We start from the raw sequence: 23,016 nt of genomic DNA, 5'->3' as shown, positions 1-23,016 counted from the left end.
GTCACTGTAGACGGTCGGGGCGCGTTCCGCAGGACCGCCTCGACCAGTATGAGAGGTCCGCCGAACGTGCTTTCTGCCTCCACCCTGCAAGCGGTGAATGTGCTCGACGCCTCATCGCTGCTCGCCGCCTTCGGTGCGCTCGGCATCGCCGTGGTGCTCTTCGCGGAGACCGGCCTGCTGGTCGGGTTCTTCCTGCCCGGCGACTCGCTGCTCTTCACCGCCGGGCTGCTCTGCGTCTCCGGCAGCCACAGCGGGCCGCACCTGGTGCTCTGGCAGGTGGTGGTGGCCGCACTCGTCGGCGCGCTGGCCGGCGCCCAGGTGGGCTACCTGATCGGCCGCCGCGGCGGCCGGACGCTGCTCGCCCGCTCCCGGGCCAAGGCGCTGCACAAGGGGGTCGCGCGGGCCGAGGAGCTGCTGAACAGCTACGGCCACGGCAAGGCGATCGTGCTGGCCCGGTTCATCCCCGTGGTGCGCACCGTGCTCAACCCGCTGGCGGGCGTGCTGGAGGTGCCGGTGCGGACCTTCACGCTGTGGCAGGTGGTCGGCGGCACGGTGTGGAGCGTGGGCGTGGTGCTGGCCGGCTACGGTCTCGGGTCCTCGGTGCCCAGTATCGACACGTACCTCCTGCCGATCATCGGTCTGGTAGTAGTTGTCTCTGTGATCCCGATTGCGCTCGAATTGCTCCGTGCCCGCCGCGAGGCCCGCAGGGCCGCCAGCCCCCGTGAGCGGGGTGACGTCTGATGGCGGCGACCCTGCTCGCCTACGACGGCAGCACCATCGACGGCGGTTTCTACAGCACCGTGACCGGCTGGGCGGCGCACGCGCCGCACTGGCTCGACCAGGTGATCAAGACCTGGTCGGCGCTGGGGCTCGGCCTCTTCGCGGTCTTCATGGTCTGGGGCTGGTGGCAGGCCCGGCGGGCGGACTCGGTGGTGATGGCCCGGGTGCTCGCCTCGCCGCTCATCGTGATCGTGGCCTACCTGGTCAACTCGGTGCTCAAGAGCATGGTGGACGAGGTCCGGCCGTGCCAGCAGCTGCCCAGCACCGTGACGCTGGAGACCTGCCCGGCGCCCGGCGACTGGTCGTTCCCGAGCAACCACTCGGTGATCGCGTTCGCCGCGGCCGTCGCGCTCTGGTTCGCGTTCCGCCGGCTGGGCTGGATCGCGCTGGTCTTCGCCGCGCTGATGGCGGCCTCCCGGGTCTGGGTGGGCGTGCACTACCCGCACGACGTGGTGGTGGGCGCGCTGGTCGGCACGGTGGCCGCGCTCGCGCTGGCACCGGTCGCCCGGCGGGCGGCGCCACTGGTGGACAAGCTGCGGGGCGGGGCGCTGGGGCCGGTGCTGGGGGCCGGCGCGTAGGGCGTTCCCCTTGATGACAGGAGCCGGGTTCGGGCGCACGGGCGCCCGGGCCCGGCTCCTTCGTACGGGTGCGGTGCCGCCCGGCCCGCGGCGGTGATCCGCACCCTTGTGCGGCCGGGGCCGCGGGAGCAGCATGAGACCCCGGGCCGACGCCCCCTGTGCCGGCCCCACTGGTCGGTCGAAGGGGACGCGCATGCCGTACCGGCTCGACAACATCCAGGGCGACTGGCCCGCCGAGGAACTCCGCAAGGGCGTGGAAGGCCTGCTGGCCGAATCCATGGTGCTGACCCTGGCCACCGCGGGGCCCGAGCACGGCCCGCACGCCAACCTCGCCTTCTACGCGTTCGACGACGACCTGGTGCTCTACTTCGTCAGCGAGCGCTCGACTCGGCACAGCCTGCACCTGTCGGAGCAGGCGCGGGCGGCGGCCACGGTCTTCCTGCCGCCGCCGGTCTTCGGCGAGCAGCTGCGCGGGGTGCAGCTGGCCGGGCGGGCGGGCGAGGCCTGGGGGCACCAGGCCGAGGCGGCGCTGGCGGCGTACCAGGGGCGGTACCCGAGCTTCGCGCAGGATCCGCAGGTGCGGGCGCAGTTCCTGGCCGGGGGCGGGGCGGCGGCGCTCTACCGGTTCCAGGTGGAGGAGCTGACGGCGGTGGACGAGCCGCACTTCGGGCGGCGCAACTACCTGCGGGCGAGAGTGGTGCGGGAGGGCGGCCGGGTGACCGCCGACTGAGGGGGTGCGGCCCGGCGATGTGAAGTTGGCTGTACAACTTCTCCCGGTTTGGGCCTGGGTTGGCTGTACAACTTGATAACTATTCGCTCTCTCGTGGCGAGTCGGCCACCTCGCGGCCACCTGGGCCACGCAGGCTGGACGCCATGAGAGTCATAGTCGTTGGAGCAGGCGTACTCGGCACCATGCACGCCTGGCAGGCCGTCGAGCGCGGCCATGAGGTGGTCCACATCGAGCGTGAAGCCGAGGCCCGTGGCGCCTCGGTACGCAACTTCGGCCTGGTGTGGGTCGGTGGCCGCGCCGGTGGCGAGGAGCTGGCGACCGCGCTGCGCGCCCGCGAGCTGTGGGAGCGGATCGGCGAGCGGGTGCCGGCGCTCGGCTTCCGTCCGGCCGGCTCGCTCACCGTGGTCCGCACCGAGGCCGAGCTGGCCGTCGCCGAGCAGGCGCTGACCCTGCCCGATGCCGAGCAGCGCGGCTACCGGCTGCTCGACGAGGCCCGGACGCGGGCGCTCAACCCCGCGCTGCGCGGCAAGCTGCTGGGCGCGCTGCACTGCGAGCGCGACGGCGCCGTGGAGCCGCGCACCGCGCAGCCCGCGCTGCGCGAGGCGCTGCTGGCCAGCGGCCGCTACACCTTCTTGCCCGGGCGCGAGGTGCGCGAGGTGATCGGCGAGAACGCGGTCCGCGACGACCACGGTCAGGTGCACACCGGCGACGTCGTGGTGCTGTGCACCGGCGCCTGGCTCGGCGGCCTGGTCCGCGAGCTGGTCCCCGACCTGCCGGTGCGCCGGGTCCGGCTGCAGATGATGCAGACCGACCCGCTGGGCGAGGAGCTGACCACGGCCGTCGCCGACGCGGACAGCTTCCGCTACTACCCCGCCTACACGGGCAGCGCGCTCAGTGGCCTGCAGCAGGCGCAGCCGCAGCCGCCGGTGGCCGCCGAGCACAAGATGCAGCTGCTGGTGGTGCAGCGCAAGGACGGCGGCCTGACCATCGGCGACACCCACGAGTACGAGCACCCGTTCAACTTCGACGTGGTCGAGGAGCCGTACGAGCACCTGACCACCGTGGCCGAGGAGCTGCTGGGCCGCCCGCTGCCGCGGATCCGCCGCCGCTGGGCCGGGGTGTACGCGCAGTGCACCGACACCACCCGGGTGGTCCACCGCCAGCAGGTGCGCGACGGCGTCTGGCTGGTCACCGGGCCCGGCGGGCGCGGCATGACCTGCTCCCCGGCGATCGCCGAGACCACCGCCGACCAGATCAACCTGTGAGGAACAGCACTGATGACGACTGACAACACCGCCGAGTCCATCCGCCTGGTCGTGCTCGACATGGCCGGTACCACCGTGGCCGACGACGGCCTGGTCGAGCAGGCCTTCCAGGCCGCGGCCGGCGCGCTGGGCGTGGTGGCCGGCAGCGACGAGCACCAGGAGATGCTGGCGTACGTCCGCACCACCATGGGCGAGTCCAAGATCTCGGTCTTCCGCCACCTGTTCGGCGAGGAGGAGAAGGCCCAGCGGGCCAACGCCGCCTTCGAGCAGGCCTACCACGACCTGGTCGACGCCGGGCACTGCGCCGCACTGCCGGGCGCGGCCGAGGCGATCGCCGAACTGCGCGCCCAGGGCCGCAAGGTGGTGCTCACCACCGGCTTCTCCCGGGCCACCCAGGACCGGATCCTGTCGGCGCTCGGCTGGCAGGAGATCGCCGACCTGACGCTCTGCCCGGCCGACGCGGGCCGCGGCCGCCCGTTCCCGGACCTGGCGCTCACCGCGCTGCTGCGCACCGGGACCGACTCGGTGCGCCAGGTCGCGGTGGTCGGCGACACCGGCTACGACATGCTCACCGGCACCCGGGCGGGGGCGAGCGTGGTGGCGGGCGTGCTGACCGGCGCGCACCAGGCCGAGCGGCTGCGGGCGGACGGCGCGACGCACGTGCTGGGCTCGATCGCCGAGCTGCCGGCGCTGCTGGCGGGCGCTGACGGGCGCTGACGGGCGTCGAAGGGCGTTGACGGTCCGTCGGACAACTCCGCCTGACAACTCCGTCGGACAACTCCGTCGGACAACGTCGGACAACGGGGTGGCCAGGGTTCTGCAACACCTTGGTCACCCTGTCCGTCGGGGCGGTCACCGCAGGTGACAGCATCGGCGGCCATGTGCCACGATGCACAGCGCAGTTGACGGCCTGTTGGATCGGGGGACACACATGCCATTCGGAAACGCGCTGCCGGTACCCGGCTGGGTCGGGGGTGACGGCAACGCCGCGTATCTGGACAAGACACTGAGGCACGAGCAGGTCGAGACAGCGCTGGACGACCGGGTCTCCGGGCGGACGGTGCTCCAGCTCTGGCTGCGCGCGGCGCTGATCTCCTGGATCGCGCTGCTCGTCCAACTTCCCTTCCTCATCATGTCGTTGGCCGGAAGCACCGATTCGGGCCAGTACGGGGAGAGCAGCGGCTCCTCGATCGGGGGCTTCGCGCTGTTCGTGGTCTTCGACGTGCCGGTGATATTCCTGCTGGTGCTCTTCTGCGGCAAGCTCACCGAGCCGATCGGCGAGTGGCGGGTGCTGCTGGAGAACCGCAGCGAGCAGGACGTGCAGTCGACCTACCACAAGATCTGCGGCGTGGTGGCCCGGCGGTCCTTCCCGCTCGGCGTCAACTACCGCCGCCTGAAGACCGGTTACGGTGCCCAGCAGTCCAACGGCCGGCTCGCGCTGAGCAACGGCGACTGCGAGGCGGTCATCTCGGTCTTCCGGTACGGCGACAGCCTGTACCTGGGGTGGCAGATGTGGCGCACCCGGCGTGGCTGGCGGCTGATCGCGCGCTTCGTCGGGGACTCGCTCGGCAGCGTCTTCGGGCAGGCCGACCTGGCCTGGGCGATGCTGCGCACCGAGAACGTGCGGGCGATGCGGGAGGCGGTGCACGCGGTCTGCCGGGAGGGGCTGGTGACCGCGATCGAACGCGAAGAGGTGCCGGAGCAGTTCGGCTTCGGCGGTGGCCGCGCGCCGCAGGTGGAGCACCCGCGGACGTCCGGCCCGGTCGCCGCCGCGGCGCCCGCGCCGGCGCCGTACCTGGAGCGTGCGACGGCCGCCGCACCGGCACCGGTGCCCGGCCCGGTCGTTCCTGGCCCGGTCGTCCCTGGTCCTGTCGTGCCGGGGCCGGTCGTGCCCGCGCCCGCACCGGAGCAGCCGCAGGGGCCGCCGACCATCGGGGACGGCTGGAGCACCGGCGAGCCGGCCCGGCCGTGACGCGGCCGGTGACCCCGGGCGTGCTGTCGCACACCACGGAGGCCGGCAGCTGGGCCTGGGTCGGGCTGCGCCTGGCGCCGGCCCGCTCGCTGCATGCGCACCGCGGCTATGCCGACGTGCCCGAGGAGGAGCGCCGGCGACAGGCCTCGGCGGCCGAACTCGCCTGGCTGGCCGGGCTGTGCCGCCCCGGCGAGGCGGTCCGCTTCGAGCTGCGCCACATCAGCGAGCCGGGGCGCGGCCTGCTGCGCTGCGTGCTGCTCGGCCAGGCGGCGGGCGCCACGCCCGAGGCGGCGCAGGCGCTCGCCGGTGCGCTGCGGGGACGGCTGGCGCAGCTGCCGCCGCACGTGGTGGGCCAGGAGATCACCGAGGAAGGCGAGTTGCTGGCCGAACTCGATCCGTTCGGTGGCAGCACCGGCGCCGGTGCCAGTGCTGGTAGCGGCGCCGGTGACAGCGCCGGTGGCGAGCGGCGGGCGGCGGTGGTGGTCGAGCTGCGCAAGCGGTTGACGGCCCGGCCGCTGAGCCGGACCGACACCGACCGCAGTCATGCCGTGGTGGCCCACAACCTCGCCGGGGCGGGCGTCGGTTGGGAGCCGTTCTGGGCGGCGCTGGCCGACCGGCCGGAGCGCACCGTGCTCTCGGTTGCGCTGGCGGCGCAGCAGCTGGCCCGGCCCGAGATCGACGAACTGGCCCGCTACGCCCAGGAGTACCAGCGGCTGGCCGCGCCCGCGCGGACGGCCTCGACCTGGCAGCTGAGCCGGCCGGGCGACCCGGCGGCGCACGAGGCCGCCGGGTGCCTGGCGCAGGCGGTGCAGCGCGCGGTGCACCCGGGCTACCGGATGCGGCTCACCCTGGTCGGCGCCGAGCAGCAACGGGCGGGCTCGACAGCCGAGTTGGCGCACCTGCTGGCCGGGCTGCTGGGCGGCCCGGCGGCTCCGGCCGCGGTGCTGCCGGTGCTCGGGGCGGAGCGGGCGGCGGCGCTGGCCAACCTCGCCGCGGTCAACCTGGAACCGCTGCCGCACACCTATGCGCAGGGGCTGCCCCCGGGCCACTACGGCTGGGTGGAGCAGACGCTGAGCGCGTTCGGCGACCTCGGCGAGGCGGCCGGGGCGCTGCGGCTGCCGTACCAGGTGCTCAGCCACCGCCCGCTCTTCGACGACCGCTTCCTCGCCGCCGGCGCCGGCCCGGTGGCGAACGGGTCGGCGCCCGCCGCGCCGCCTCGGCCGCCGGGCCCCGCGCCCGCCCGTCCGCAGTTCTGAGCCGCAGCCGAGCCGCGGTTCCGAGCCTTCTTCGACCACCAGGAGCCCTCCCGATGACCGAGTTTCTGATCAGCTTCGACGGCGACCCCGACGAGGTCGACACCGACGCCCGCGACCTGCGCGAATTCCTCAGCCAGGACGGCGCGTTGCGCGGCCGGGTGACCAACCGGCTGGTCCCGCCCGGGCCGGGGGAGCAGGGCGGGGTGGCCGACGCCGTGCAGTACGCCACCGAACTCGGGCCGCTGGTGCTGCAGCCGTTCACCCTCTGGCTCGCCTCCCGGCTGCGCCGCGGCAAGGGCCAGGTGAAGATCACCCTGCACCGGCCCGACGGCACCGAGCTGAAGATCAGCGCGGACGGCCTCGCGGACGTCCAGGCGGTGCTCGACCGGGTCGAGGGATTCCTCGATCCCGAGGACGAGTGAGCGGGGCGGTGGACTGGCCGCCGCTGCTGCCCGATCCCACGCGCTCCTCGGCGGTGCTGGTCTCGGTCGGCACTTTCCACGCCGAGGGGCTGGACCCGCTGCCCCAGGCCCACGCCGCCGTCGACGAGTTGGCGGACGCGCTGGCCGGGGCCCACGGGCCGCTCGACTGGGACCGGGTGATCAGGATCAGCGACCCGCAGAGCCCGGGCGAGGTACTCGGCCCGCTCGCGGCCGTCGCCGCGGGCAGCGAGGACCTGCTGCTCTTCTACTACGCGGGCCACGGCGTGCTGGACGCGGGCGGGCGGCTGCACTTCGCGCTGCCGGGCACCGAGGAGCAGCGGGCGCCGAGCACGGCGCTGCCCGCCGCGGCCGTGCTGGAGCTGCTGGCGGGCCCGGAGAGCCGCGCGCGCCACCGGCTGGCCTGGCTGGACTGCTGCTTCGCCGGGCGGGCGCTGGACCTGCCCGCCGCCGGTGACGTCAACCTGCTCACCGCCGCCGACCGTACGCGCAAGGCGCTGGCCCCGCCCGCCGCGCGCACCACCAGCTTCGCCGCCCACCTGGTCGAGCTGCTGCGGGACGGCGTGCCGGACGGGCCGCCCCACCTGGACCTGCCGCTGATCCACCGCCGGATCGAGGTGGCGCTGGGCCGGGTGCCGGACGACATGCCGAACCGGCGCCGGATCCTGGCGCCCAACCCGTGCCACCGGATCACCCACACCAGCGCCGACCTGGCGCTGACCCGCAACGCCGCCCACGGCACCGCGCGCAGCCGCGAAGGACTGCTGGCGCGCAGCCGGTTCGCGGTCCAGGTGGCCGAGGCCGACCGGCCGGGCCGCGCGGCCCAGGCCGTCCAGCTGTTCACGGCGATCCTGCAGGACGCCGAGCAGGCGCTCGGGCCGCGGGACCCGGACACCCAGCGGGTGCGCGAGGCGCTGCGCTGGGCGCAGCACCGGGCCGCGAGCTGACGGTGCGTCCGGGCCTGTCCGGTGGGTCCTGCCGGGCGCGGGACGCCGGGCAGGATCCACCGGACAGGCTCTGGAAGGCTCAGGCCGCGAGTGCGGCGTGGCGATCGGCCGGGAGCGCCCGCAGGTGGTGCAGCCAGGCCGCGCCGGCCGCGGAGAACAGGCCGAAGGCCGTGCAGCAGGCCCAGGGCAGCCAGGCCCGGCCGGTGTGCCGGGCCAGGTCCATGGTCCAGCCGACCAGGAAGTTGCCGCCGGCCGAGGCGAAGCCGGAGAAGAGGTAGAAGAGCCCGAAGTAGGTGCCGGTCAGGTCGGTGCGGCCGAACTTGGGGATCAGCTCCATCACCGCCGGCTGCGCCACCATGACGCCGAAGTACAGCACGCAGGCGCCCGCGCAGACCGGCACCAGGCGCACCGCGATCGCGGCGAGACCGGGCGGGTGGTGCAGCCCGGCCACCAGGGCGGGCGGCAGGAACCCCAGGCCCATCAGCGCCAGGCCGGGACCGACCCACCGCCCGATGTCGCCGCCCGCCCGCACGCGGCGGGTGATCCGCAGTTGGAGGGCGAGGTTGGCGAGGGTGCCCAGGGTCGGCGGGATGGCACCCGCGCCGTCCCAGCCGGAGGCCGCCCGGGCGCCGTCCGGCATCAGCAGGAACATCTGGTTCTCCATCGTGGCCATTCCCACCATGGTGGCCGAGAAGGCGAGAAAGCCGCGATTGCCGAGAGCCTCGCGCAATTCCTCCAGCACGCCCGGACGGGCGCTGACGGTCTGCTGGCGGGGCAATGCGAAGATCTGCGCGACGGTCAATACGGCGAACATCACCGTGGCGGCCAGTGCGCACAGGCGGAAGTCGAGCAGGATCAGCATGCTGCCCAGGGCCAGACCCGCCAGGCTGCCCGCGGTGGAGACAATGTTCAGCAGCCCGAATGCCTCGGCCGCGCGATCGCCGGATTCCACCGTCAGATAGGCGCGGACGGACGGATAGAAGAGTGCGGCCGAGAGCCCGGTGAGGGCGGAGGCGGCGAGCACCAGGTGGATGCCGTCGCCGCAGGCGAAGAGCCCGAATCCGACCGTGCGCAGCAGGCAGCCGGCCGGGATGACCAGGTGTGCGCCGAGCCGGTCGGTGGCGCTGCCGCCCAGGACGAACAGGCACTGCGAGCAGAGGTTGCGCACCCCGAGGATCAATCCGATCAAGGCCGCCGACATTCCGAGATCCCGGTCGAGGTGGGTTGCGAGATAGGGGATCAGTACGTAGAAGCCCAGATCAACACCGAACTGGTTGACCAGGAGCAGGCGTACCGACATGGGAAAGCTGCGAAAGGAGTTGAGTGTTCCCATATCGGCAGATTAGGGAGACTCCCGGGGGGTGAGTGCCCGGTCACTCTTTTCAGCTACAGTTGCCATATTTACGGTACCCAGATGAGGACGTTTCCTGGCGCCGGTGGACCGACTACTGCGTCCCAGTGACAGAGTGCTCTCTATACGCATGGTCATTTCATCGTCGCGGTAGAGATGGGGGATGTCCTCCTCTTCGCAGCCCGTCCCGCGGGATTCGCCGCCGTCCGCCGATACGGCCCGGTGCGGAACGCAGGAAGGGGGTGCGGCGCACGGCCAGGAGCGCAGGCTCCATCGCCAGCTGGGGTACTGGCGGCTGGCGGGGATCGGGCTCGGGGACATCATCGGCTCCGGCTGGCTGTTCGCCGCGATGTACGCGGCGCGGATCGCCGGGCCGCTCTCCCTGCTCTGCTGGCTGGCCGGCGGCGCGCTGGCCGCGCTGGTCGCCCTGGTCATGGTGGACCTGGGCGCCTCGCGCCCCGAGGCCGGCGGCACGGTGCGCTGGCCGCTGTACGCCAACGGACCGCTGGTGGCCGCCATGCTCGGCTGGGCCGTGCTGCTGGCGGTGGGGGCCAACGCCGCCGAGGTCGCGGCGATCGTGCAGTACCTCGCGCACTGGCGGCCCCAGCTGTACGACGGCTCGCGGCTGACCTGGAGCGGGGTGCTGCTGGCGCTGGCCATCACCGTGCTGCTCGGCGTGCTCAACGCCTTCGGCGTGCGGCTGTTCGCCCGGGTCAACCTGCTGGTGACCGCGGTCAAGCTGGTGGTCCCGGTGCTCACGGTGGTGCTGCTGCTGGTCAGCGCGCGCTTCGAGCCGGGGCGGCTGAGCGGGCACGGGCACGGCGGCTTCGCCCCCTACGGCTGGTCGGCCGGGCTGACCGCGCTCTCGGTGGGCGGCATCGTCTACGCCTTCAACGGCTTCCAGTCGCCGGTGGAGTTCTCCGGCGAGGTCCGCGACCCGCGCCGGGACGTGCCGCGCTCGGTGCTCACCGGCCTGGCCCTGGCGGTGGTGCTGTACCTGGGGCTGCAGCTGGCCTTCCTGGTCGCCGTGCCGGAGCGCGACCTGGCGGGCGGCTGGCAGGGGGTGGCGTTCGACTCGCCCTTCGCGGAGCTGGCCCTGCTGCTCAACCTGCACTGGCTCTCCATGGTGATGTACGCGGACGCCGTGCTGTCGCCCGGCGGCTCCGCGCTGGTGGGGCTGGCGGCCACCGCCCGGCGCACCTACGCACTGGCGAAGAACGGCACGCTGCCGCGCTGGTTCCGGCGGGTGCACGCCGGCTCCGGCATCCCCCGGCGGGCGCTGGTGCTCAACACGGCGATCACCGCGATGTTCCTGGTGCCGCTCGGCGGCTGGCAGGACATCGTCAGCACCCTCGGGGACCTGCTGCTGATGGTGTACGCGACCTCCGCCGTCGCCGCCCGCACGCTGCGCGTGGGCGACCCGGCGCGGGCGGCCGGGCGCTCGCCCGCACTGCGCTGGGTGGCGCCGCTCGCCTTCGTGGTGGCCACCCTGTTCGTCTACTGGTCGGCCTGGCACCGGCTGCGGGTGACCGTGCCGCTGACCCTGCTGGGGCTGCCGCTGTTCTGGGTCACCCGGCGCGGGGAGCCGGCCGCCCAGCTGCTGCGCGAACTGCGCAAGGGCGCCTGGCTGATCGCCTGGCTGCTCGCGCTGCTGGCGTTCTCCGCGGTCGGCGGCTTCGGCGGCAGCAACCTGGTGCCCAAGCCCTACGACTCGCTCGCGGTCGGCGGCTGCGGCCTGGCGGCCTTCTTCTGGGGCGTGCGTTCGGGCCGCAGCCATCTGGCGGAGACCGCGGGGTAGCGGGTCGCGCCCGGCGCGGGCCCGCGGAAAGGCGGAATTCCGGTTGCCGGAACGCCCGGGATCTTTCGCCGAGTGGATCGCACATTGATCGAATCTTCGGGGTCCGAACCTGATTCGAGAGGAACGGCGGATTCCAGGTCGGGTCGGCCCGGGAGTATTGCGGCCGTGTGTGGTCGACGAGAATACGGGCTGCCGTGCTGCGGTCCGACAGACTGCAGCACGGCCATTCGGCTCCGGTCAGCGCTGCGGGTGCGCCCAGCCCGCGTAGCGCTGGGCGAAGCGGGTGCCGGTGCCGGCCGTGACCGTGACGTCGTAGCGGCCCTGCGGGTCGAGCGGCCAGTCGATCCGGGTGGTGCGCCCGGCGCCGACCCAGACGGTCTGCGGCGTGCCCGCGAAGTCGTTGCCGGTGGCGGTGAAGCTCACCTGCCCCGCGCCGTCGTTGGCCAGCTCGAAGCGGATCGACTTCGGGTCGCGCAGGTCCGCCGAGACGATCGGCACCGCCACGTCCTCCTGCTCCAGGCGGGTCACCGTGCCGGCGAACCGGGTGACGAAGCCGTCGGCGCCGTGCACCGTGAAGTCGTAGCGGCCGTCGGTGGTCGAGGCGTCCCAGACGTAGGTCTTGCTCGCGCCCGGCTCCACGGTGAACGGGGTCGCGGCGAAAGGCAGTTGGATGTTCGGGTAGACCATGAAGGAGTAGCCGACCGTGCCGAAGTTGGTCATCGTGCAGGTGACCCTGCCACTGGCCCGGTCCACGTCGATGTCGGCCCACGGGCGGTACGGCAGGGTGCGGTGCGGGCGGTCGCCGCGCTCCTGGGGCGGCATCGACTGGGTTCCGCTCTTGGGCAGCGCGACCGGCGGGAGCGAGGCGTTCGCGTCCGCCTTGGCCATCAGCGCGGTGGTGTCGGGCAGTTGCGGGATCGAGAAGTCCGGCTTGGTGAAGTCGAAGCAGCTGGTCAGGTCGCCGCAGACGGTGCGCCGCCACTGCGAGATGTTCGGCTCCTGCACCCCGGTGACCTGCTCCAGGAACCGCAGCACCGAGGTGTGGTCGAAGACCTGGGAGTTGACCCAGCCGCCGCGCGACCAGGGCGAGGCGACCCAGAGCGGCACCCGGTTGCCGAGCCCGATCGCCCGTCCCTGGGTGAACTCCTCGGGGGTGCCGGGCTCGGGGGTGGGCGGGACGTGGTGGTCGAAGTAGCCGTCGTTCTCGTCGTACATGACCAGGAAGACGGTGTGCTGCCAGACCTCGGGGTTGGACATCAGCGACTGCAGGGCGGTGTTCACCCAGTGGGCGCCGTAGTCCGGGCTGGCGTTGGGGTGTTCGCAGAACAGGTAGGGCGCGACCAGCCAGGAGACGGTGGGCAGCGAGCCGTCCTTGCAGTGCCGGTCGAAGTCGGTGGGGTCGAACTTCGTCATCGCGTTGATGTAACGCGGGTCGGTGGTGGGGAAGTTGTGGAACTGCTTGAAGTAGCTCAGCGCGTTGTCGTCGTAGTCGCCGGTGCGGTCGTCCTCGCTCGGGTTGTGGTAGACCCGCCAGCTGATGCCGGCCGCTTCGAGCCGCTCGGCGTAGGTGGTCCAGTCGGCCACCGGGTTCTGGGTGACCGGGGTGTTGTCGATCCACGGGCCGGTGGTGCCGTCCCGCCCCGGGCCCGAGGTGCCGGTCCACAGGTAGAGGCGGTTCGGGTCGGTGGGGCCGGCCAGCGAGCAGAAGTACGCGTCGCAGAGGGTGAACGCGTCGGCCAGCGCGTACTGGTAGGGGATGTCCTCGCGGGTGAAGTAGCCCATGGTGCGCTCGCCCTTGGCGGCCACCCACTTGTTCATCGCGCCGTTGTTGATCGCCTGGTGGCCGGTGGCCCAGTCGTGCGCGAGGCCGGCGGCGTTCTGCGCGTTGTACCGGGTGGTGTCCATCCGGTACGGCAGCATCACGCCGCCGTCGCTGCGGCCCGGGTCCGGCTGCCGGAAGACCGGGTCGCCGTTCGGGAAGGTCAGCGCCTGCTTGTCGGCGAAGCCGCGCACGCCGTTCAGTGAGCCGAAGTAGTGGTCGAAGCTGCGGTTCTCCTGCATCAGGACGACCACGTGCTTGACGTCGGTGACGTCACCGGCGTGGCTGCCCCTGCCACTGGCGCCCTTGCCGTCGGTCTCCTTGGCCTGCGCGGTGCCGGGGAGCCCGACCACGGCGGCGGCGGCCGTCGCGGCGGCGGCGCCCATGACGGTACGGCGGTTCAACTCGGTCATCGGTGTGGCCCTTTCAGAGCGCGAAGGTCGCGACGGCGGCGGCGGTGTCCGAAGGCCAGCCGTTGGCGGCGGTGTCCGGGTCCGCGGCCGGCCAGCCGGTGGCGATCACGTGCGCCTCGCGCAGCTCGATCCGCCCGGTGTCGGCGTAGAGGACGTAGTCGATCCGGTCCTGTGGCTCGGGCCTGCCGCCGCGTGCCTTGCGGGTGGGCGACCAGGTGGCGCCGGGGGTCCTGGCCGGGTCCGGGTGGTCCTCGCGGAAGCTGTCGGTCAGCCCGGCGGCCTGGAGCGCCTCGCTGACCGGCCAGGCGAGCGCGGTGCCGCGGGTGGCCGCGGTCCAGTCCAGGTGCGAGGGCGAGGAGAGCTCGCCGGCCAGGATCACCGGGCCCTTGTTCTCCGCCTTGATCGCGGCCACCAGCGCCTGGGCCTGCTGGTAGCGCACCGAGGCGGTCTCGGTGGCGATCACCTCGGCCGGCGTGCGGCCGTCCTGGATCGCGTACGGGCCGTAGGAGTTCTCGTCCAGGTGCACCGTCCACAGCCGGATGCCGGTGCCGTTCGGCAGCTGCACGGTGACCCCGGCGGCGGGCAGCGTGGCGGTCGCCGGGGTGACGTCGGCCAGCGGGTAGCGGCTCAGCACGCCGACGCTGCCCGCGCTCTGGTAGGCGTACCAGCCGAGCGCGTCGGCCAGTCGCTGCGCGCCCGCACCGGCGGTCTCCTGCAGGCCCACCACGTCCCAGCCCTGGGTGAGGATCACCCGCAGCTGCTTCTCGAAGCCGTCGGTGCTGTGCGTGCCGGCGTCCCAGAGGTTCCAACTGGCCACCTTGAGCGCCTGCTTGCCCTTCGGCTCGACGACCGGCAGCTGCACGGTGACGGTGTCCTGCGCCCCCGCGCTGTCGCGCACCCCGACCGTGACGACCGCGGGGCGCGCGAGCGCCTTGCCCGGCGCGGTGCCGGTGACCGTGCCGTCCGCGGCGACCGAGAGCCAGGAGTCGCCGCCGGCCCGCCGGAACGTCGCGCTCCCCGCCGGGTTCCCGGCCGGCCGCGCCCACAGCCCGCCCAGCGCGATGCGCACCGGGGCGCCCGGCGCCGCCGGCGTGGCGGTCAGCGCGTCCACCGCGCTGTGCGGCGGGACGACGGCGGGCTTGGGCGCGAAGCCGAACGGCGCGCTCTGCGCGAGGACCGCGTAGCCGTCCTTGGCCAGCAGGTAGGCCGTGTACGGGCCGCCGGTCAGCGCGGAGGTGTCGAGCGTGAGGTCGCCCGAGGTGCCGGGGGTGTACTTCCAGACGAGGGAGGAGCCGTTGCCCGGCTGGCGGGTGCCGTCGTAGATCCCGACCCAGTTGGTGGCGTCGGGCACGTCGGTGCTCCAGTGGAAGGTGAGCTTGTCACCCTCGGTGGGGCTGGGCGGGCTGCTGAGCGCGAGGGAGCTGCCTGTGGCCACGGGAATCCTGTCGGTCAGGGGCTTCGACACGGCCCGAGTTGGCTGAACAACTCGGGCCGCAGAACACTGCCCACATTCAGGCGATCCGTGACGGACGGTGCATGAACGCCGTATGACGGACAGTCGGGAATCCGTCGAACTCGCCGCTCGCGGCCGGGGAAAGGCTCGAGCCCCGGGACGGGGTCCCAGGGCTCGAAGGGTGTGCGGAGGTGCGTCAGTGCGAGGCGCGCAGGTTGAGCAGCACCACGCCCAGGATGATGAGCGCGATCCCCGCCAGCTGCGGTTTGCCCAGTTGCTCGCCGAAGGCGGCCACGCCGATCGCGGCCACCGCCGCCGTCCCGGCGCCGGACCAGACGGCGTAGGCGACCGAGACCGGTATGTGCTTCAGTGCCCGGCCCAGCAGCACGAAGGAGAGCACATAGCCGATCCCCACGCCCACGCTGGGCCACAGCCTGCTGAAGCCGTCGGTGAGTTTCAGGCAGCTGGTGGCGCAGACCTCGCTCAGGATGGCGAAGGTGAGGAGCAGATAGGGCATGAGCGCTATTCTCGCGGACCGGTCAGCCCGGCCAGCAACGGCAGGTCCGCCTCGGTGAGGCTGCCCAGCAGGGTGATCCCGGGGCCGGACGGCATCGTGACCGCGGAGGAGGGCACCGCCAGCACCGCGCAGCCCGCCGCGTGCGCGGAGGCGACGCCGGTCGGGGTGTCCTCGACCGCCACGCAGGCCGCCGGGTCCAGGCCCAGGTGGGCGGCGGCGGCCAGGTAGGGCGCGGGGTCCGGCTTGGTGCGCGGGGTGTCCTCGGCGGCCAGCGTGACGGCGAACCAGTCGGCCCCCAGGTGGGTGAGGACCAGGTCGACCACCTGCCGGGGCGAGGCGGAGACCAGCGCGGTGGGCACCGCGGCCTCGCGCAGCCGGCTCAGCAGGGCCAGCGCCCCGGGGCGCGGCACCACCTGGGCGGCGACCCTGGTGATGAACGCCTCGTTGAGCCGGGCGGCCAGCACGGTCGCGCCCGGGGAGTGGGCCACCACCCGGTCCAGGTGGGCCGCGGTGTGCTCGACGGCGTGGCCGAGCACCTCGGACTGGTCCGAATCGCCGAGCCGGTGGCCCAGTTCGGCGGCGATCTCGGCGGTGGCCGACCACCAGAGGTGCTCGGTGTCGACCAGGGTGCCGTCCATGTCGAACAGGACGGCTTGGGGCAGTCCGGCCTGGGGCTGCAGCGCAGTGGTCATCGCGGCGATCACTGCCCGGCGCCGGCGCGGACGTCCACCAGGACGGGGCGCTCGGGCAGGCTCACAGTGGCGCCGCCGCCGATCGGCAGCGCGGCGGCCTCCTCGGTGGGCAGGTCCGACTTGACCTCGGTGCCGTCGGTGAGCCGGACGGTCAGCCGGGTGACCGCGCCCAGGAAGCTGGCGCCGACGACCACCGCGTTGCCCGTCCCGTCCGGGGTCAGGCCGACGTTCTCGGGCCGGACCAGGACGTCCAGCTCGCCGGCGGCGGGCACCGCGCCGTCCACCGCGTGGCGGCGGCCGAGCACCTCGACGCCGTCGCCGGAGCGGGCGGCGGGGATGCGGCTCATGGTGCCGACGAACTGGGCGACGAAGGCGGTGGTGGGGCGGGCGTAGAGCTGGCTGGGGGTGTCGCACTGCTCCAGGCGCCCGGCGCGCAGCACCGCGACCCGGTCGGCCATCGACAGCGCCTCCTCCTGGTCGTGGGTCACGAACAGGGTGGTGATGCCGAGCTCCTGCTGCAGCCGGCGGATCTCCTCGCGCAGGTTGAGCCGGACCTTGGCGTCCAGCGCCGAGAGCGGCTCGTCCAGCAGCAGCACCCGCGGCTGCAGGGCCAGCGCCCGGGCCAGCGCGATGCGCTGCTGCTGGCCGCCGGACATCTGGTGCGGGTAGTGCCCGGCGCGCTGCGGCAGGCCGACCAGCTCCAGCAGCTCCAGCGCCCGCTTGCGGCGCTCCTCCTTGCCCACGCCCCGCATCTTGAGCCCGAACGAGACGTTGTCCACGGCGGTCAGGTGCGGGAAGAGGCTGTAGGACTGGAACACCATGCCCGCGTCGCGCTTGTGCGCCGGGATCCGGGTGACGTCCGTGCCGTCGACCAGCACCTCGCCCGAGTCGTGGGTCTCGAAGCCCGCCAGGATCCGCAGCGCGGTGGTCTTGCCGCAGCCGGAGGGGCCCAGCAGGGCGAGCAGCTCGCCCGGGTGGACGGTCAGGTCGAGCCCGTCCAGTGCGACGGTCGAGCCGAACGCCCGCCGCAGCGAGCGGAATTCGACGGTGGCACTACCTGGTGCGAGGGGGACGCCGGCGATGGCGGTGGCCGTGGTCATGGGAAGAACTCCTGGAGAAGTGCGTGGGGGATCAGGAACGCGCGGACTTGCGGCGGCCGCTGCCGAGCGCGGACATCAGCAGCAGCACGATCCAGACGACCATCAGGCTGATCATCGAGACCGCGACGGACATCTGGCCGTCGGTCTTGCCGTAGGTGTTGATCCACACCGAGAAGGGCTGGAAGCCGAGGATGGAGGCGGTGGTGAACTCGCCGAGCACCAGGGCCACGGTGAGCACCGAGGCGCTCAGCAGCGCGCTGCGCAGGTTGGGCAGGACCACCGAGAGGACCGCGCGCGGGTAGCTGGCGCCGCAGTTGCGGGCCGCCTCCACCAGCGTCACGACGTCCACGCCGCGCAGTCCGCCGTCCAGCGCCCGGTAGGCGAAGGGCAGCGCCATCAGCACGTAGGCGATCAGCAGGACCACCGGGAAGTCCGGGTTCTGGATCGCCACGAAGGTCTGGAAGAACGGCGAGTTCGCGAAGTAGTCCGGGCCCCAGCGCAGCACCCCGACGATGCCGGTGGTGAGCGCGACCACCGGGACGACCAGCGGCAGCGAGCACATCACCTCCACCACCGGGCGCAGCCTGGGCGCACCGAGCCGGGCGGCGAGCAGCGCGGGCACCAGCACCAGCAGCAGCACCACGACGGTGGCGCCGGCCAGCTCCAGGCTCAGGTAGAGGCTGTCCAGGAAGCCGGGCGCGGAGAGCAGCTCGGTGTAGGCGTGGAAGGTGAAGCCGCCGTGGTAGTCGTCGATGCTGAAGAACAGCGAGGCGGCCATCGGCACCGCGAAGTAGACGCCGCAGATCAGCAGCACCAGACCGCGGCCGACGCGCAGGCGGCTCAGGGGAGCGGGAATCTTCAGCTGAGCCACTTGGCACTCCGGCGCTGGAGGGGCAGGTAGACGGCCATCACCAGGCCGGCCACCACGATCATGTCGAGGCCGAGCGCGAGGGCCAGGTTGCCCTGGCCGACCAGCACGTTGCCGGAGAGCGCATCGCCGATCTGCATCGAGATCAGCGGGATCGAGCTGCCGACCATGGCCTCGGCGGTGGCGTACGCGGCGAACGAGGCGCCGAAGAGCAGCACGTAGCCGCCCAGCAGCGAGGGCAGCAGCACCGGCAGCGCCACGTACCGCCAGTACTGGAAGGTGGTCGCGCCGTTGTTGGCGGCGGCCTCGCGCCACTGCACCCGCAGGCCCTCCAGGGCCGGGGTGATGGTGAGGATCATCAGCGGGATCAGGAAGTACAGGTAGACGATCGCGAGACCGTCGAAGGTGTACAGGCTCCAGCCGTACTTCTTCAGACCCAGGCCGGTGGTGACCTCGCCCGCGTTGCCGAGGGTGGCCACGAACATGAACGCCAGCGGCACGCCGCCGAAGTTGGCCAGCACGCCGGAGCCGGACAGCACCGCCTCGCGCACGATGCGGAACCGGGAGGTGGCCACCGCCTGGGCCAGCGGCAGGCCGATCACGGTGCCGATCAGGGCGGTCAGCGCGGAGAGCTTGACACTGCCGAGCAGCGCGGTGAAGTAGGCGCCCTGGAGCGAGGCGGTGAGGTTGGAGAGGGTGAAGGTACCGCCGCCGCCCGGGGCGTCGGAGGAGGTGGTGAACGCGCCGATGGCGATCGCGACGGCGGGCAGGCCGAACCCGATGGCGAAGAAGACCATCAGGGGCAGCGCGCCGAGCCAGGCACGGTTGCCCGAGCGGCGCTTGCCGCCCTTGGGGCGGTCGGCCGTGGGGGCGGCCTCGGAAGCGGGAGCGGTACCGGGGGTCCCCGCGCCGCCGTTGCTGTCAACGGCGGCGGGGGCCGGCACCGGGGTGGGAGCCGTAGTCATGGTGTGGGTCAGCCCCCGATGGCCTTGGCCCAGTTGGACGTGATGGCCGTCTTGGCGGCGTCCTGCTGCGACTGGGACGGGAAGGTGGTGAACGGCTTGGCGATGTTCGGCAGCTTGGCGACGGCGGTCGCGTCCAGGGTGCCGGCGGTCTTCATCGAGTCGAACAGGGCCGGGGTGGCGTAGCCGCCCAGGAAGCCGTTCTGGCCCTCGGCGCTGTAGAGGTACTCCTCCCACAGGCGGGCGGCGGCCGGGTGCGGCGCGTCCTTGTTGATCGCCTGGTTGTAGTACTGGGCGAAGCTGCCGTCCGAGGGGATCGAGACCTTCCAGTCGATGCCCTTGCTGGCGTACTGGCTGGTGTAGCCGGTGTTCAGGTACGACCAGTCGATGGTGATCGGGGTCTCGCCGTTCTGCACGGTGGCGGAGGTGGCCTCGACCGGGTTGAAGTTGCCGATCTGCTTCAGCTTGCCGAAGAAGTCGATGCCGGGCTGGATGTTGTCCAGCGAACCGCCGTTGGCCAGCGAGGCCGCCCAGACGGCGCTGAGCGCGGCGTTGGCCTTGGTCGGGTTGCCGTTGAGGGCGACCATGCCCTTGTAGGCCGGGTTCAGCAGGTCCGCGAAGGTCTGCGGGCAGGGGTTGACCTTCTTGGCGTCGCAGCCGATCGAGATGTAGCCGCCGTAGTCGTTGTAGGTGTTGCCGTTGGCGTCCTTCATGGAGGCCGGGATCTGGTCGAAGCCCGCGACCTTGTACGGCGCGAACAGGCCCTGCTGGGTGCCGGAGATCGCGAAGGCGCTGCCCAGGTCGACCACGTCGGGCGCGCGGTTCTGGCCCTTGCGGGAGGTGATCGCGTTGATCTCGTCCTGGCTGGAGCCGTCCGGGTTCTCGTCCTCGATCTTGATGCCGTACTTCTTGGTGAAGCCGTCCATCAGGGTGCCGTAGTTGGCCCAGTCCCGCGGGAGGGTGATGACGTGCAGGTTCCCCTCCTTCTTGGCGGCGGCGACCAGCGCGTCCATGCCGCCGAAGTCGGCGGCCGAGGTGGCGGTCTTCGCGTCCTTGCCGCCGCTGCTCGCGGTCGAGGAGCTGCTGGCGGAACCGCAGGCGGTGAGGGAGAGCGCGGCGGCGGTCAGCACCGCCGCGAAGGCGGCGGCACGGGCACGGTGCACGGTCACGGGAGGATCTCCTGGATCGAGGTGCGCAGGGGTCGCAAGGGGCAGGATGCGGGGCTGCGACTGCGAGGAAAGGGAGCCGGGATCAAGTTGGTCAGCCAACTTCGTCCGACACCGGACAGTACGCCGGAGCTTGGTGACCAGAAGGTGAACGGGCGCCCCAGAACAGGGGTCGGCTGTGGGAACGGTCAAGGCCGGTCGGCCGATATCCGCCCATCCGCCGCGCCGGGGGCCCGCGCGAAGCGGATATGGTCGGAACGTCCTGAGCTGCACGAGACCCTGAGGCCTGAGGGCCGGGCGCGCGGGACACTGAAGTCGCAAGGAGACCGAAGTCGAGGGGGGATCTGGTGGTGGGAGGCACGGTGACCGGGAGCGCTATGCAGCTCGACGGGCAGGAGGTGCAGGAGACGCCGGACGGTGGTGCCGCCGGCGGCGCCCTGTACCGCCAGGTCGCGGCCGACCTGCGGGAGGCGATCACCACCGGCGCCTACGGCGAGGCGGGCCGGCTGCCCGCCGAAGGCGCGCTGGCCGAGCGGTACGGCGTCTCGCGCGGCACGGTGCGCCAGGCGCTGGCGGTGCTGCGCGCCGACGGCCTGGTGACCTCGCGGCGCGGCACCCGGCGGGTGGTGCTCGGCAACGCCCGGGTGCAGAGCTTCTCCGAGCTGCTGAGCTTCACCCACTGGGCCCGCGCGATGGGCGAGGAGCCCGGCGGCCGGCTGGAGTCGCTGGTGCGCCGCCCGGCCGACGCCGCCGAGCGCGAGCAACTGCGCCTCGCCCCGGGCGCCGAGGTCTACGTGACGCTGCGGCTGCGCACCCTGTCGGGCAGCGCGGTGATGGTCGAGCGCACCGTCTACCCGCCGCACGTCGGAGTGCTGGTGGCCCAGCTGCCGCCGGACGTGGTCTCGCACACCGAGCACCTGCGGGAGCACGGCATCCTGTTCACCGACGCCGACCACACCATCGACGTGGTGGCCGCCAACGCCGAGGACGCCAAGCTGCTCGGCTGCCGGCGCGGCGCCCCGCTGCTGCGCGAGCGCCGCCGCACGACCGACCCCACCGGGTGCCCGGTGGAGTGGTCGCAGGACCGCTACCTGCCGGGCACGGTCGCCTTCAGCGTGCACAACTCGATGGTCACCTCGGCGCTCTCGCGGCACGCGCGGGCGGGCGACTGACGGCCCGACCGGTCGGTGCTCAGCCCAGCAGCCGGGCGAGCAGCGGCCGGAAGTGCTCGAAGCCGGGGGTGTCCGCGTCGGCCACCTTGGCCGCGTCGTCCCACCGCCGCACCGCCACCGCCTCTGCTGCGCCCGGCAGTTCGGCGAAGGCGGCGGCCTGCTCCGGGGTCATCGGGCCGCCCTGCACCTGCAGGGTGTACTCGGAGGCCGCGGAGAGCCCCGCCCGGTAGGCGGGCTCGACCGCGCACAGGTAGCGCTTGGCGGACACGTGCAGCCGCACCGGCTCGGTGACCCCGGGGGCGAACCACTGGGCCAGCCAGTCGGCGCCGGTGTGGCTGTGGCGGTTGTCCTGGCCCTCCATCAGCTGACGGCCCGTCATCACGCCCTGGCTGTCCTTGTCGAAGAAGTGGCCGACATCGTGCAGCAGGGCCGCCGCCACCAGGTGGTCCGGGGCGCCCTCGCGCTGGGCCAGGGCGGCGGCCTGGAGCATGTGCTCGGCCTGGGTGACCGCCTCGCCCAGGTACTCGGCCGCGCCCGCGCCCTCGAACAGCTCCTGGATCCGGTCCAGCGCGGCGGCGCGCCGGTCCAGCACGGCGAGGGTGGAGGCGAGGCCGTCCAGGTCGGCGTAGCAGCCCTGCAGGTGGCGCCGACCGTCCTGTTCGAAGGCCGTACGGGCGTGCAGCAGACGGACGTTGTCGAAGATCAGGCAGTCGCCGGGGTCGAGCCGGAAGTCCAGCTGCAGCTCGGGGCGCAGGGTGATCGCGGCGAACTTCCGGTAGGCGGTGTAGAAGGCGTCCAACTCGGCGTCGGGCAGCTGGAGTCGGCCGATCGAGCGGTTGTTGAACCGCACCTCGCGGATCCGCCCCAGCGGGTCGGTCCCGATCAGCGGCCGGTCCGCGCGCAGCTCGGTGTCGCGGTCGCGGAAGACGAACGGCACCAGGGTGCGGGTCAGCACCTCGAAGTCGGCCGGGGCCTCGGCGCGCAGCAGTGCGGCGGCCTGAAAGCCGTCGACCAGGCCCGAGTCGCCGCCGGCCGCGGCGTTCTCCAGGCAGTGCAGCAGCTGCAGGGTGGGCACCGGGTCGCGGTAGGGGTTGTCGGTGTGCGGGCTGATCGCCACGCTGGTGAAGGCGAGGTTGTTGGGGTCGGGCTCGACCCGGACGTCGAAGATCTCGCCGTAGTTGGTCTGCCGGACGTAGCCGAAGCTCGCCGCGACCTCAAGCACCTGCCGCTCCACGGTGGGTACTTCGCGCAGCACCGCGAAGCCGAGCCGCTGCACGGCGCGCAGCACCGCGGCCCGCTCGGCGGGGTCGGCCAGGTAGTCGCTCCAGCGTGCCTCGGGGATCCCGGCGGCGAAGTCGGCGGCCCGCCAGAGCCGCTTGCCCGCCTCGCTGCGGCGGTCGCCGGTGGCGGGCTGCTCGGGCGTGATCCGGTCGGGCGCGGCGAACCAGTCGAGCGGGTAGCGCGAGCGGTGGCCGTCGGACCAGAGCACCTCCCGCCGGCCGTCCTGCTCGATCTCCGCGGAGATGCCCAACTCCGCCGGGAGATCGGTGATCTGGAAGAGCTTCTGGCCGTTGCGCGGGTCGCGGCACTCGGCGCACGGGCAGTTGTCGCGCAGCCAGTACAGGGAGCGCGACGCGATGGCGTCAGACATGGAACGGGCCCTTCGGCAGGTGAGATGGCCGCCAAGTTGTATAGCCAACTTGGCCTCGGAAGGACCCTTTCGGGCGATGGTGAGCA

General features: G+C 72.8%; 21 protein-coding genes. 11 read left to right on the top strand and 10 right to left on the bottom strand.

Annotation, left to right across the window (positions count from 1 at the left end):
• Positions 1 to 48 precede the first annotated feature (48 nt).
• The 9 genes from OG294_RS12920 (at position 49) to OG294_RS12880 (ending at position 7,968) form a co-directional block, all read left to right on the top strand.
• The gene (locus tag OG294_RS12920) at positions 49 to 741 is read left to right on the top strand and encodes a DedA family protein (RefSeq protein ID WP_327066633.1); all 693 of its coding nucleotides are present in this window, start codon (positions 49 to 51) and stop codon (positions 739 to 741) included.
• Complete coding sequence (locus OG294_RS12915) at positions 741 to 1,358, top strand: phosphatase PAP2 family protein (protein ID WP_327066632.1); 618 nt, start codon at positions 741 to 743, stop codon at positions 1,356 to 1,358. The genes OG294_RS12920 and OG294_RS12915 overlap by 1 nt, the downstream gene beginning before the upstream one ends.
• A gap of 193 nt (positions 1,359 to 1,551) precedes the next feature.
• Positions 1,552 to 2,088 (top strand): pyridoxamine 5'-phosphate oxidase family protein, encoded by a 537-nt coding sequence (locus OG294_RS12910; RefSeq protein WP_327066631.1) that lies wholly within the window; start codon positions 1,552 to 1,554, stop codon positions 2,086 to 2,088.
• A 143-nt stretch (positions 2,089 to 2,231) separates the two neighbouring features.
• Complete coding sequence (locus OG294_RS12905) at positions 2,232 to 3,353, top strand: TIGR03364 family FAD-dependent oxidoreductase (protein WP_327066630.1); 1,122 nt, start codon at positions 2,232 to 2,234, stop codon at positions 3,351 to 3,353.
• A 12-nt stretch (positions 3,354 to 3,365) separates the two neighbouring features.
• Positions 3,366 to 4,070, top strand: coding sequence for a phosphonatase-like hydrolase (locus tag OG294_RS12900; RefSeq protein ID WP_327066629.1), 705 nt, complete (start codon positions 3,366 to 3,368; stop codon positions 4,068 to 4,070).
• 214 nt (positions 4,071 to 4,284) lie between these two features.
• Positions 4,285 to 5,325, top strand: a complete 1,041-nt coding sequence (locus OG294_RS12895; RefSeq protein WP_327066628.1) for a hypothetical protein — start codon at positions 4,285 to 4,287, stop codon at positions 5,323 to 5,325.
• A gap of 20 nt (positions 5,326 to 5,345) precedes the next feature.
• Positions 5,346 to 6,581 carry a hypothetical protein gene (locus OG294_RS12890; RefSeq protein ID WP_327066627.1) on the top strand — a complete coding sequence of 412 codons (1,236 nt, stop codon included), beginning with the start codon at positions 5,346 to 5,348 and terminating at the stop codon, positions 6,579 to 6,581.
• A gap of 53 nt (positions 6,582 to 6,634) precedes the next feature.
• Positions 6,635 to 7,003: an effector-associated constant component EACC1 gene (locus tag OG294_RS12885; RefSeq protein WP_327066626.1), complete on the top strand. Its 369-nt coding sequence runs from the start codon at positions 6,635 to 6,637 to the stop codon at positions 7,001 to 7,003.
• Positions 7,004 to 7,011: 8 nt separating this feature from the next.
• A complete protein-coding gene (locus tag OG294_RS12880; RefSeq protein ID WP_327066625.1) occupies positions 7,012 to 7,968 on the top strand; it encodes a caspase, EACC1-associated type in 957 nt (318 codons plus the stop codon).
• Positions 7,969 to 8,047: 79 nt separating this feature from the next.
• Here the strand turns inward: OG294_RS12880 and OG294_RS12875 are convergent, their stop codons facing one another.
• Positions 8,048 to 9,301, bottom strand: coding sequence for an MFS transporter (locus OG294_RS12875; RefSeq protein WP_327066624.1), 1,254 nt, complete (start codon positions 9,299 to 9,301; stop codon positions 8,048 to 8,050).
• Between the two features lie 181 nt (positions 9,302 to 9,482).
• Between OG294_RS12875 and OG294_RS12870 the strand changes: the two genes are divergently transcribed.
• Positions 9,483 to 11,117, top strand: a complete 1,635-nt coding sequence (locus tag OG294_RS12870; protein ID WP_327066623.1) for an APC family permease — start codon at positions 9,483 to 9,485, stop codon at positions 11,115 to 11,117.
• Positions 11,118 to 11,354: 237 nt separating this feature from the next.
• Here OG294_RS12870 and OG294_RS12865 read toward each other — a convergent pair whose 3' ends face one another.
• The 8 genes from OG294_RS12865 to OG294_RS12830 form a co-directional block, all read right to left on the bottom strand.
• Entirely contained in the window at positions 11,355 to 13,349 is a 1,995-nt protein-coding gene (locus tag OG294_RS12865; protein WP_327066622.1) for a phosphocholine-specific phospholipase C, read from the bottom strand.
• A gap of 13 nt (positions 13,350 to 13,362) precedes the next feature.
• Positions 13,363 to 14,784, bottom strand: coding sequence for an endonuclease/exonuclease/phosphatase family protein (locus OG294_RS12860; RefSeq protein WP_327066621.1), 1,422 nt, complete (start codon positions 14,782 to 14,784; stop codon positions 13,363 to 13,365).
• Positions 14,785 to 14,998: 214 nt separating this feature from the next.
• Positions 14,999 to 15,319: a DMT family transporter gene (locus OG294_RS12855; protein ID WP_327066620.1), complete on the bottom strand. Its 321-nt coding sequence runs from the start codon at positions 15,317 to 15,319 to the stop codon at positions 14,999 to 15,001.
• 5 nt (positions 15,320 to 15,324) lie between these two features.
• Entirely contained in the window at positions 15,325 to 16,011 is a 687-nt protein-coding gene (locus OG294_RS12850; protein ID WP_327066619.1) for an HAD family hydrolase, read from the bottom strand.
• A gap of 8 nt (positions 16,012 to 16,019) precedes the next feature.
• The gene (locus OG294_RS12845; RefSeq protein ID WP_327066618.1) at positions 16,020 to 17,111 is read right to left on the bottom strand and encodes an ABC transporter ATP-binding protein; all 1,092 of its coding nucleotides are present in this window, start codon (positions 17,109 to 17,111) and stop codon (positions 16,020 to 16,022) included.
• 31 nt (positions 17,112 to 17,142) lie between these two features.
• Positions 17,143 to 17,982, bottom strand: coding sequence for an ABC transporter permease (locus OG294_RS12840; RefSeq protein WP_442789147.1), 840 nt, complete (start codon positions 17,980 to 17,982; stop codon positions 17,143 to 17,145).
• Positions 17,970 to 18,944 (bottom strand): ABC transporter permease, encoded by a 975-nt coding sequence (locus OG294_RS12835; protein ID WP_327066617.1) that lies wholly within the window; start codon positions 18,942 to 18,944, stop codon positions 17,970 to 17,972. Before OG294_RS12835 ends, OG294_RS12840 begins: the two co-directional genes overlap by 13 nt.
• An 8-nt stretch (positions 18,945 to 18,952) precedes the next feature.
• Positions 18,953 to 20,110 carry an ABC transporter substrate-binding protein gene (locus OG294_RS12830; protein WP_327066616.1) on the bottom strand — a complete coding sequence of 386 codons (1,158 nt, stop codon included), beginning with the start codon at positions 20,108 to 20,110 and terminating at the stop codon, positions 18,953 to 18,955.
• Between the two features lie 374 nt (positions 20,111 to 20,484).
• Between OG294_RS12830 and OG294_RS12825 the strand changes: the two genes are divergently transcribed.
• On the top strand, positions 20,485 to 21,279 hold the full coding sequence (locus OG294_RS12825; protein WP_327071524.1) for a GntR family transcriptional regulator: 795 nt from the start codon (positions 20,485 to 20,487) through the stop codon (positions 21,277 to 21,279).
• 19 nt (positions 21,280 to 21,298) lie between these two features.
• Here the strand turns inward: OG294_RS12825 and tmpA are convergent, their stop codons facing one another.
• Positions 21,299 to 22,930, bottom strand: a complete 1,632-nt coding sequence (gene tmpA / locus OG294_RS12820) for a 2-trimethylaminoethylphosphonate dioxygenase (RefSeq protein WP_327066615.1) — start codon at positions 22,928 to 22,930, stop codon at positions 21,299 to 21,301.
• Between the last annotated feature and the right edge of the window lie 86 nt (positions 22,931 to 23,016).

The organism is Kitasatospora sp. NBC_01302 (genome assembly GCF_035976515.1).
Classification (GTDB): Bacteria; Actinomycetota; Actinomycetes; order Streptomycetales; family Streptomycetaceae; genus Kitasatospora.
This window is presented reverse-complemented; position numbering and strand designations above follow the sequence as displayed.

Bases quoted from the DNA above. Each gene is read 5' to 3' on its own strand.
- OG294_RS12845 (WP_327066618.1), bottom strand. From the start codon at position 17,111: ATGACCACGGCCACCGCCATCGCCGGCGTCCCCCTCGCACCAGGTAGT.
- OG294_RS12855 (WP_327066620.1), bottom strand. From the start codon at position 15,319: ATGCCCTATCTGCTCCTCACCTTCGCCATCCTGAGCGAGGTCTGCGCC.
- OG294_RS12835 (WP_327066617.1), bottom strand. From the start codon at position 18,944: ATGACTACGGCTCCCACCCCGGTGCCGGCCCCCGCCGCCGTTGACAGC.
- OG294_RS12895 (WP_327066628.1), top strand. From the start codon at position 4,285: ATGCCATTCGGAAACGCGCTGCCGGTACCCGGCTGGGTCGGGGGTGAC.
- OG294_RS12915 (WP_327066632.1), top strand. From the start codon at position 741: ATGGCGGCGACCCTGCTCGCCTACGACGGCAGCACCATCGACGGCGGT.
- OG294_RS12850 (WP_327066619.1), bottom strand. From the start codon at position 16,011: ATGACCACTGCGCTGCAGCCCCAGGCCGGACTGCCCCAAGCCGTCCTG.
- OG294_RS12885 (WP_327066626.1), top strand. From the start codon at position 6,635: ATGACCGAGTTTCTGATCAGCTTCGACGGCGACCCCGACGAGGTCGAC.
- tmpA (WP_327066615.1), bottom strand. From the start codon at position 22,930: ATGTCTGACGCCATCGCGTCGCGCTCCCTGTACTGGCTGCGCGACAAC.
- OG294_RS12825 (WP_327071524.1), top strand. From the start codon at position 20,485: ATGCAGCTCGACGGGCAGGAGGTGCAGGAGACGCCGGACGGTGGTGCC.
- OG294_RS12870 (WP_327066623.1), top strand. From the start codon at position 9,483: ATGTCCTCCTCTTCGCAGCCCGTCCCGCGGGATTCGCCGCCGTCCGCC.
- OG294_RS12865 (WP_327066622.1), bottom strand. From the start codon at position 13,349: ATGACCGAGTTGAACCGCCGTACCGTCATGGGCGCCGCCGCCGCGACG.
- OG294_RS12905 (WP_327066630.1), top strand. From the start codon at position 2,232: ATGAGAGTCATAGTCGTTGGAGCAGGCGTACTCGGCACCATGCACGCC.
- OG294_RS12875 (WP_327066624.1), bottom strand. From the start codon at position 9,301: ATGGGAACACTCAACTCCTTTCGCAGCTTTCCCATGTCGGTACGCCTG.
- OG294_RS12920 (WP_327066633.1), top strand. From the start codon at position 49: ATGAGAGGTCCGCCGAACGTGCTTTCTGCCTCCACCCTGCAAGCGGTG.
- OG294_RS12900 (WP_327066629.1), top strand. From the start codon at position 3,366: ATGACGACTGACAACACCGCCGAGTCCATCCGCCTGGTCGTGCTCGAC.
- OG294_RS12910 (WP_327066631.1), top strand. From the start codon at position 1,552: ATGCCGTACCGGCTCGACAACATCCAGGGCGACTGGCCCGCCGAGGAA.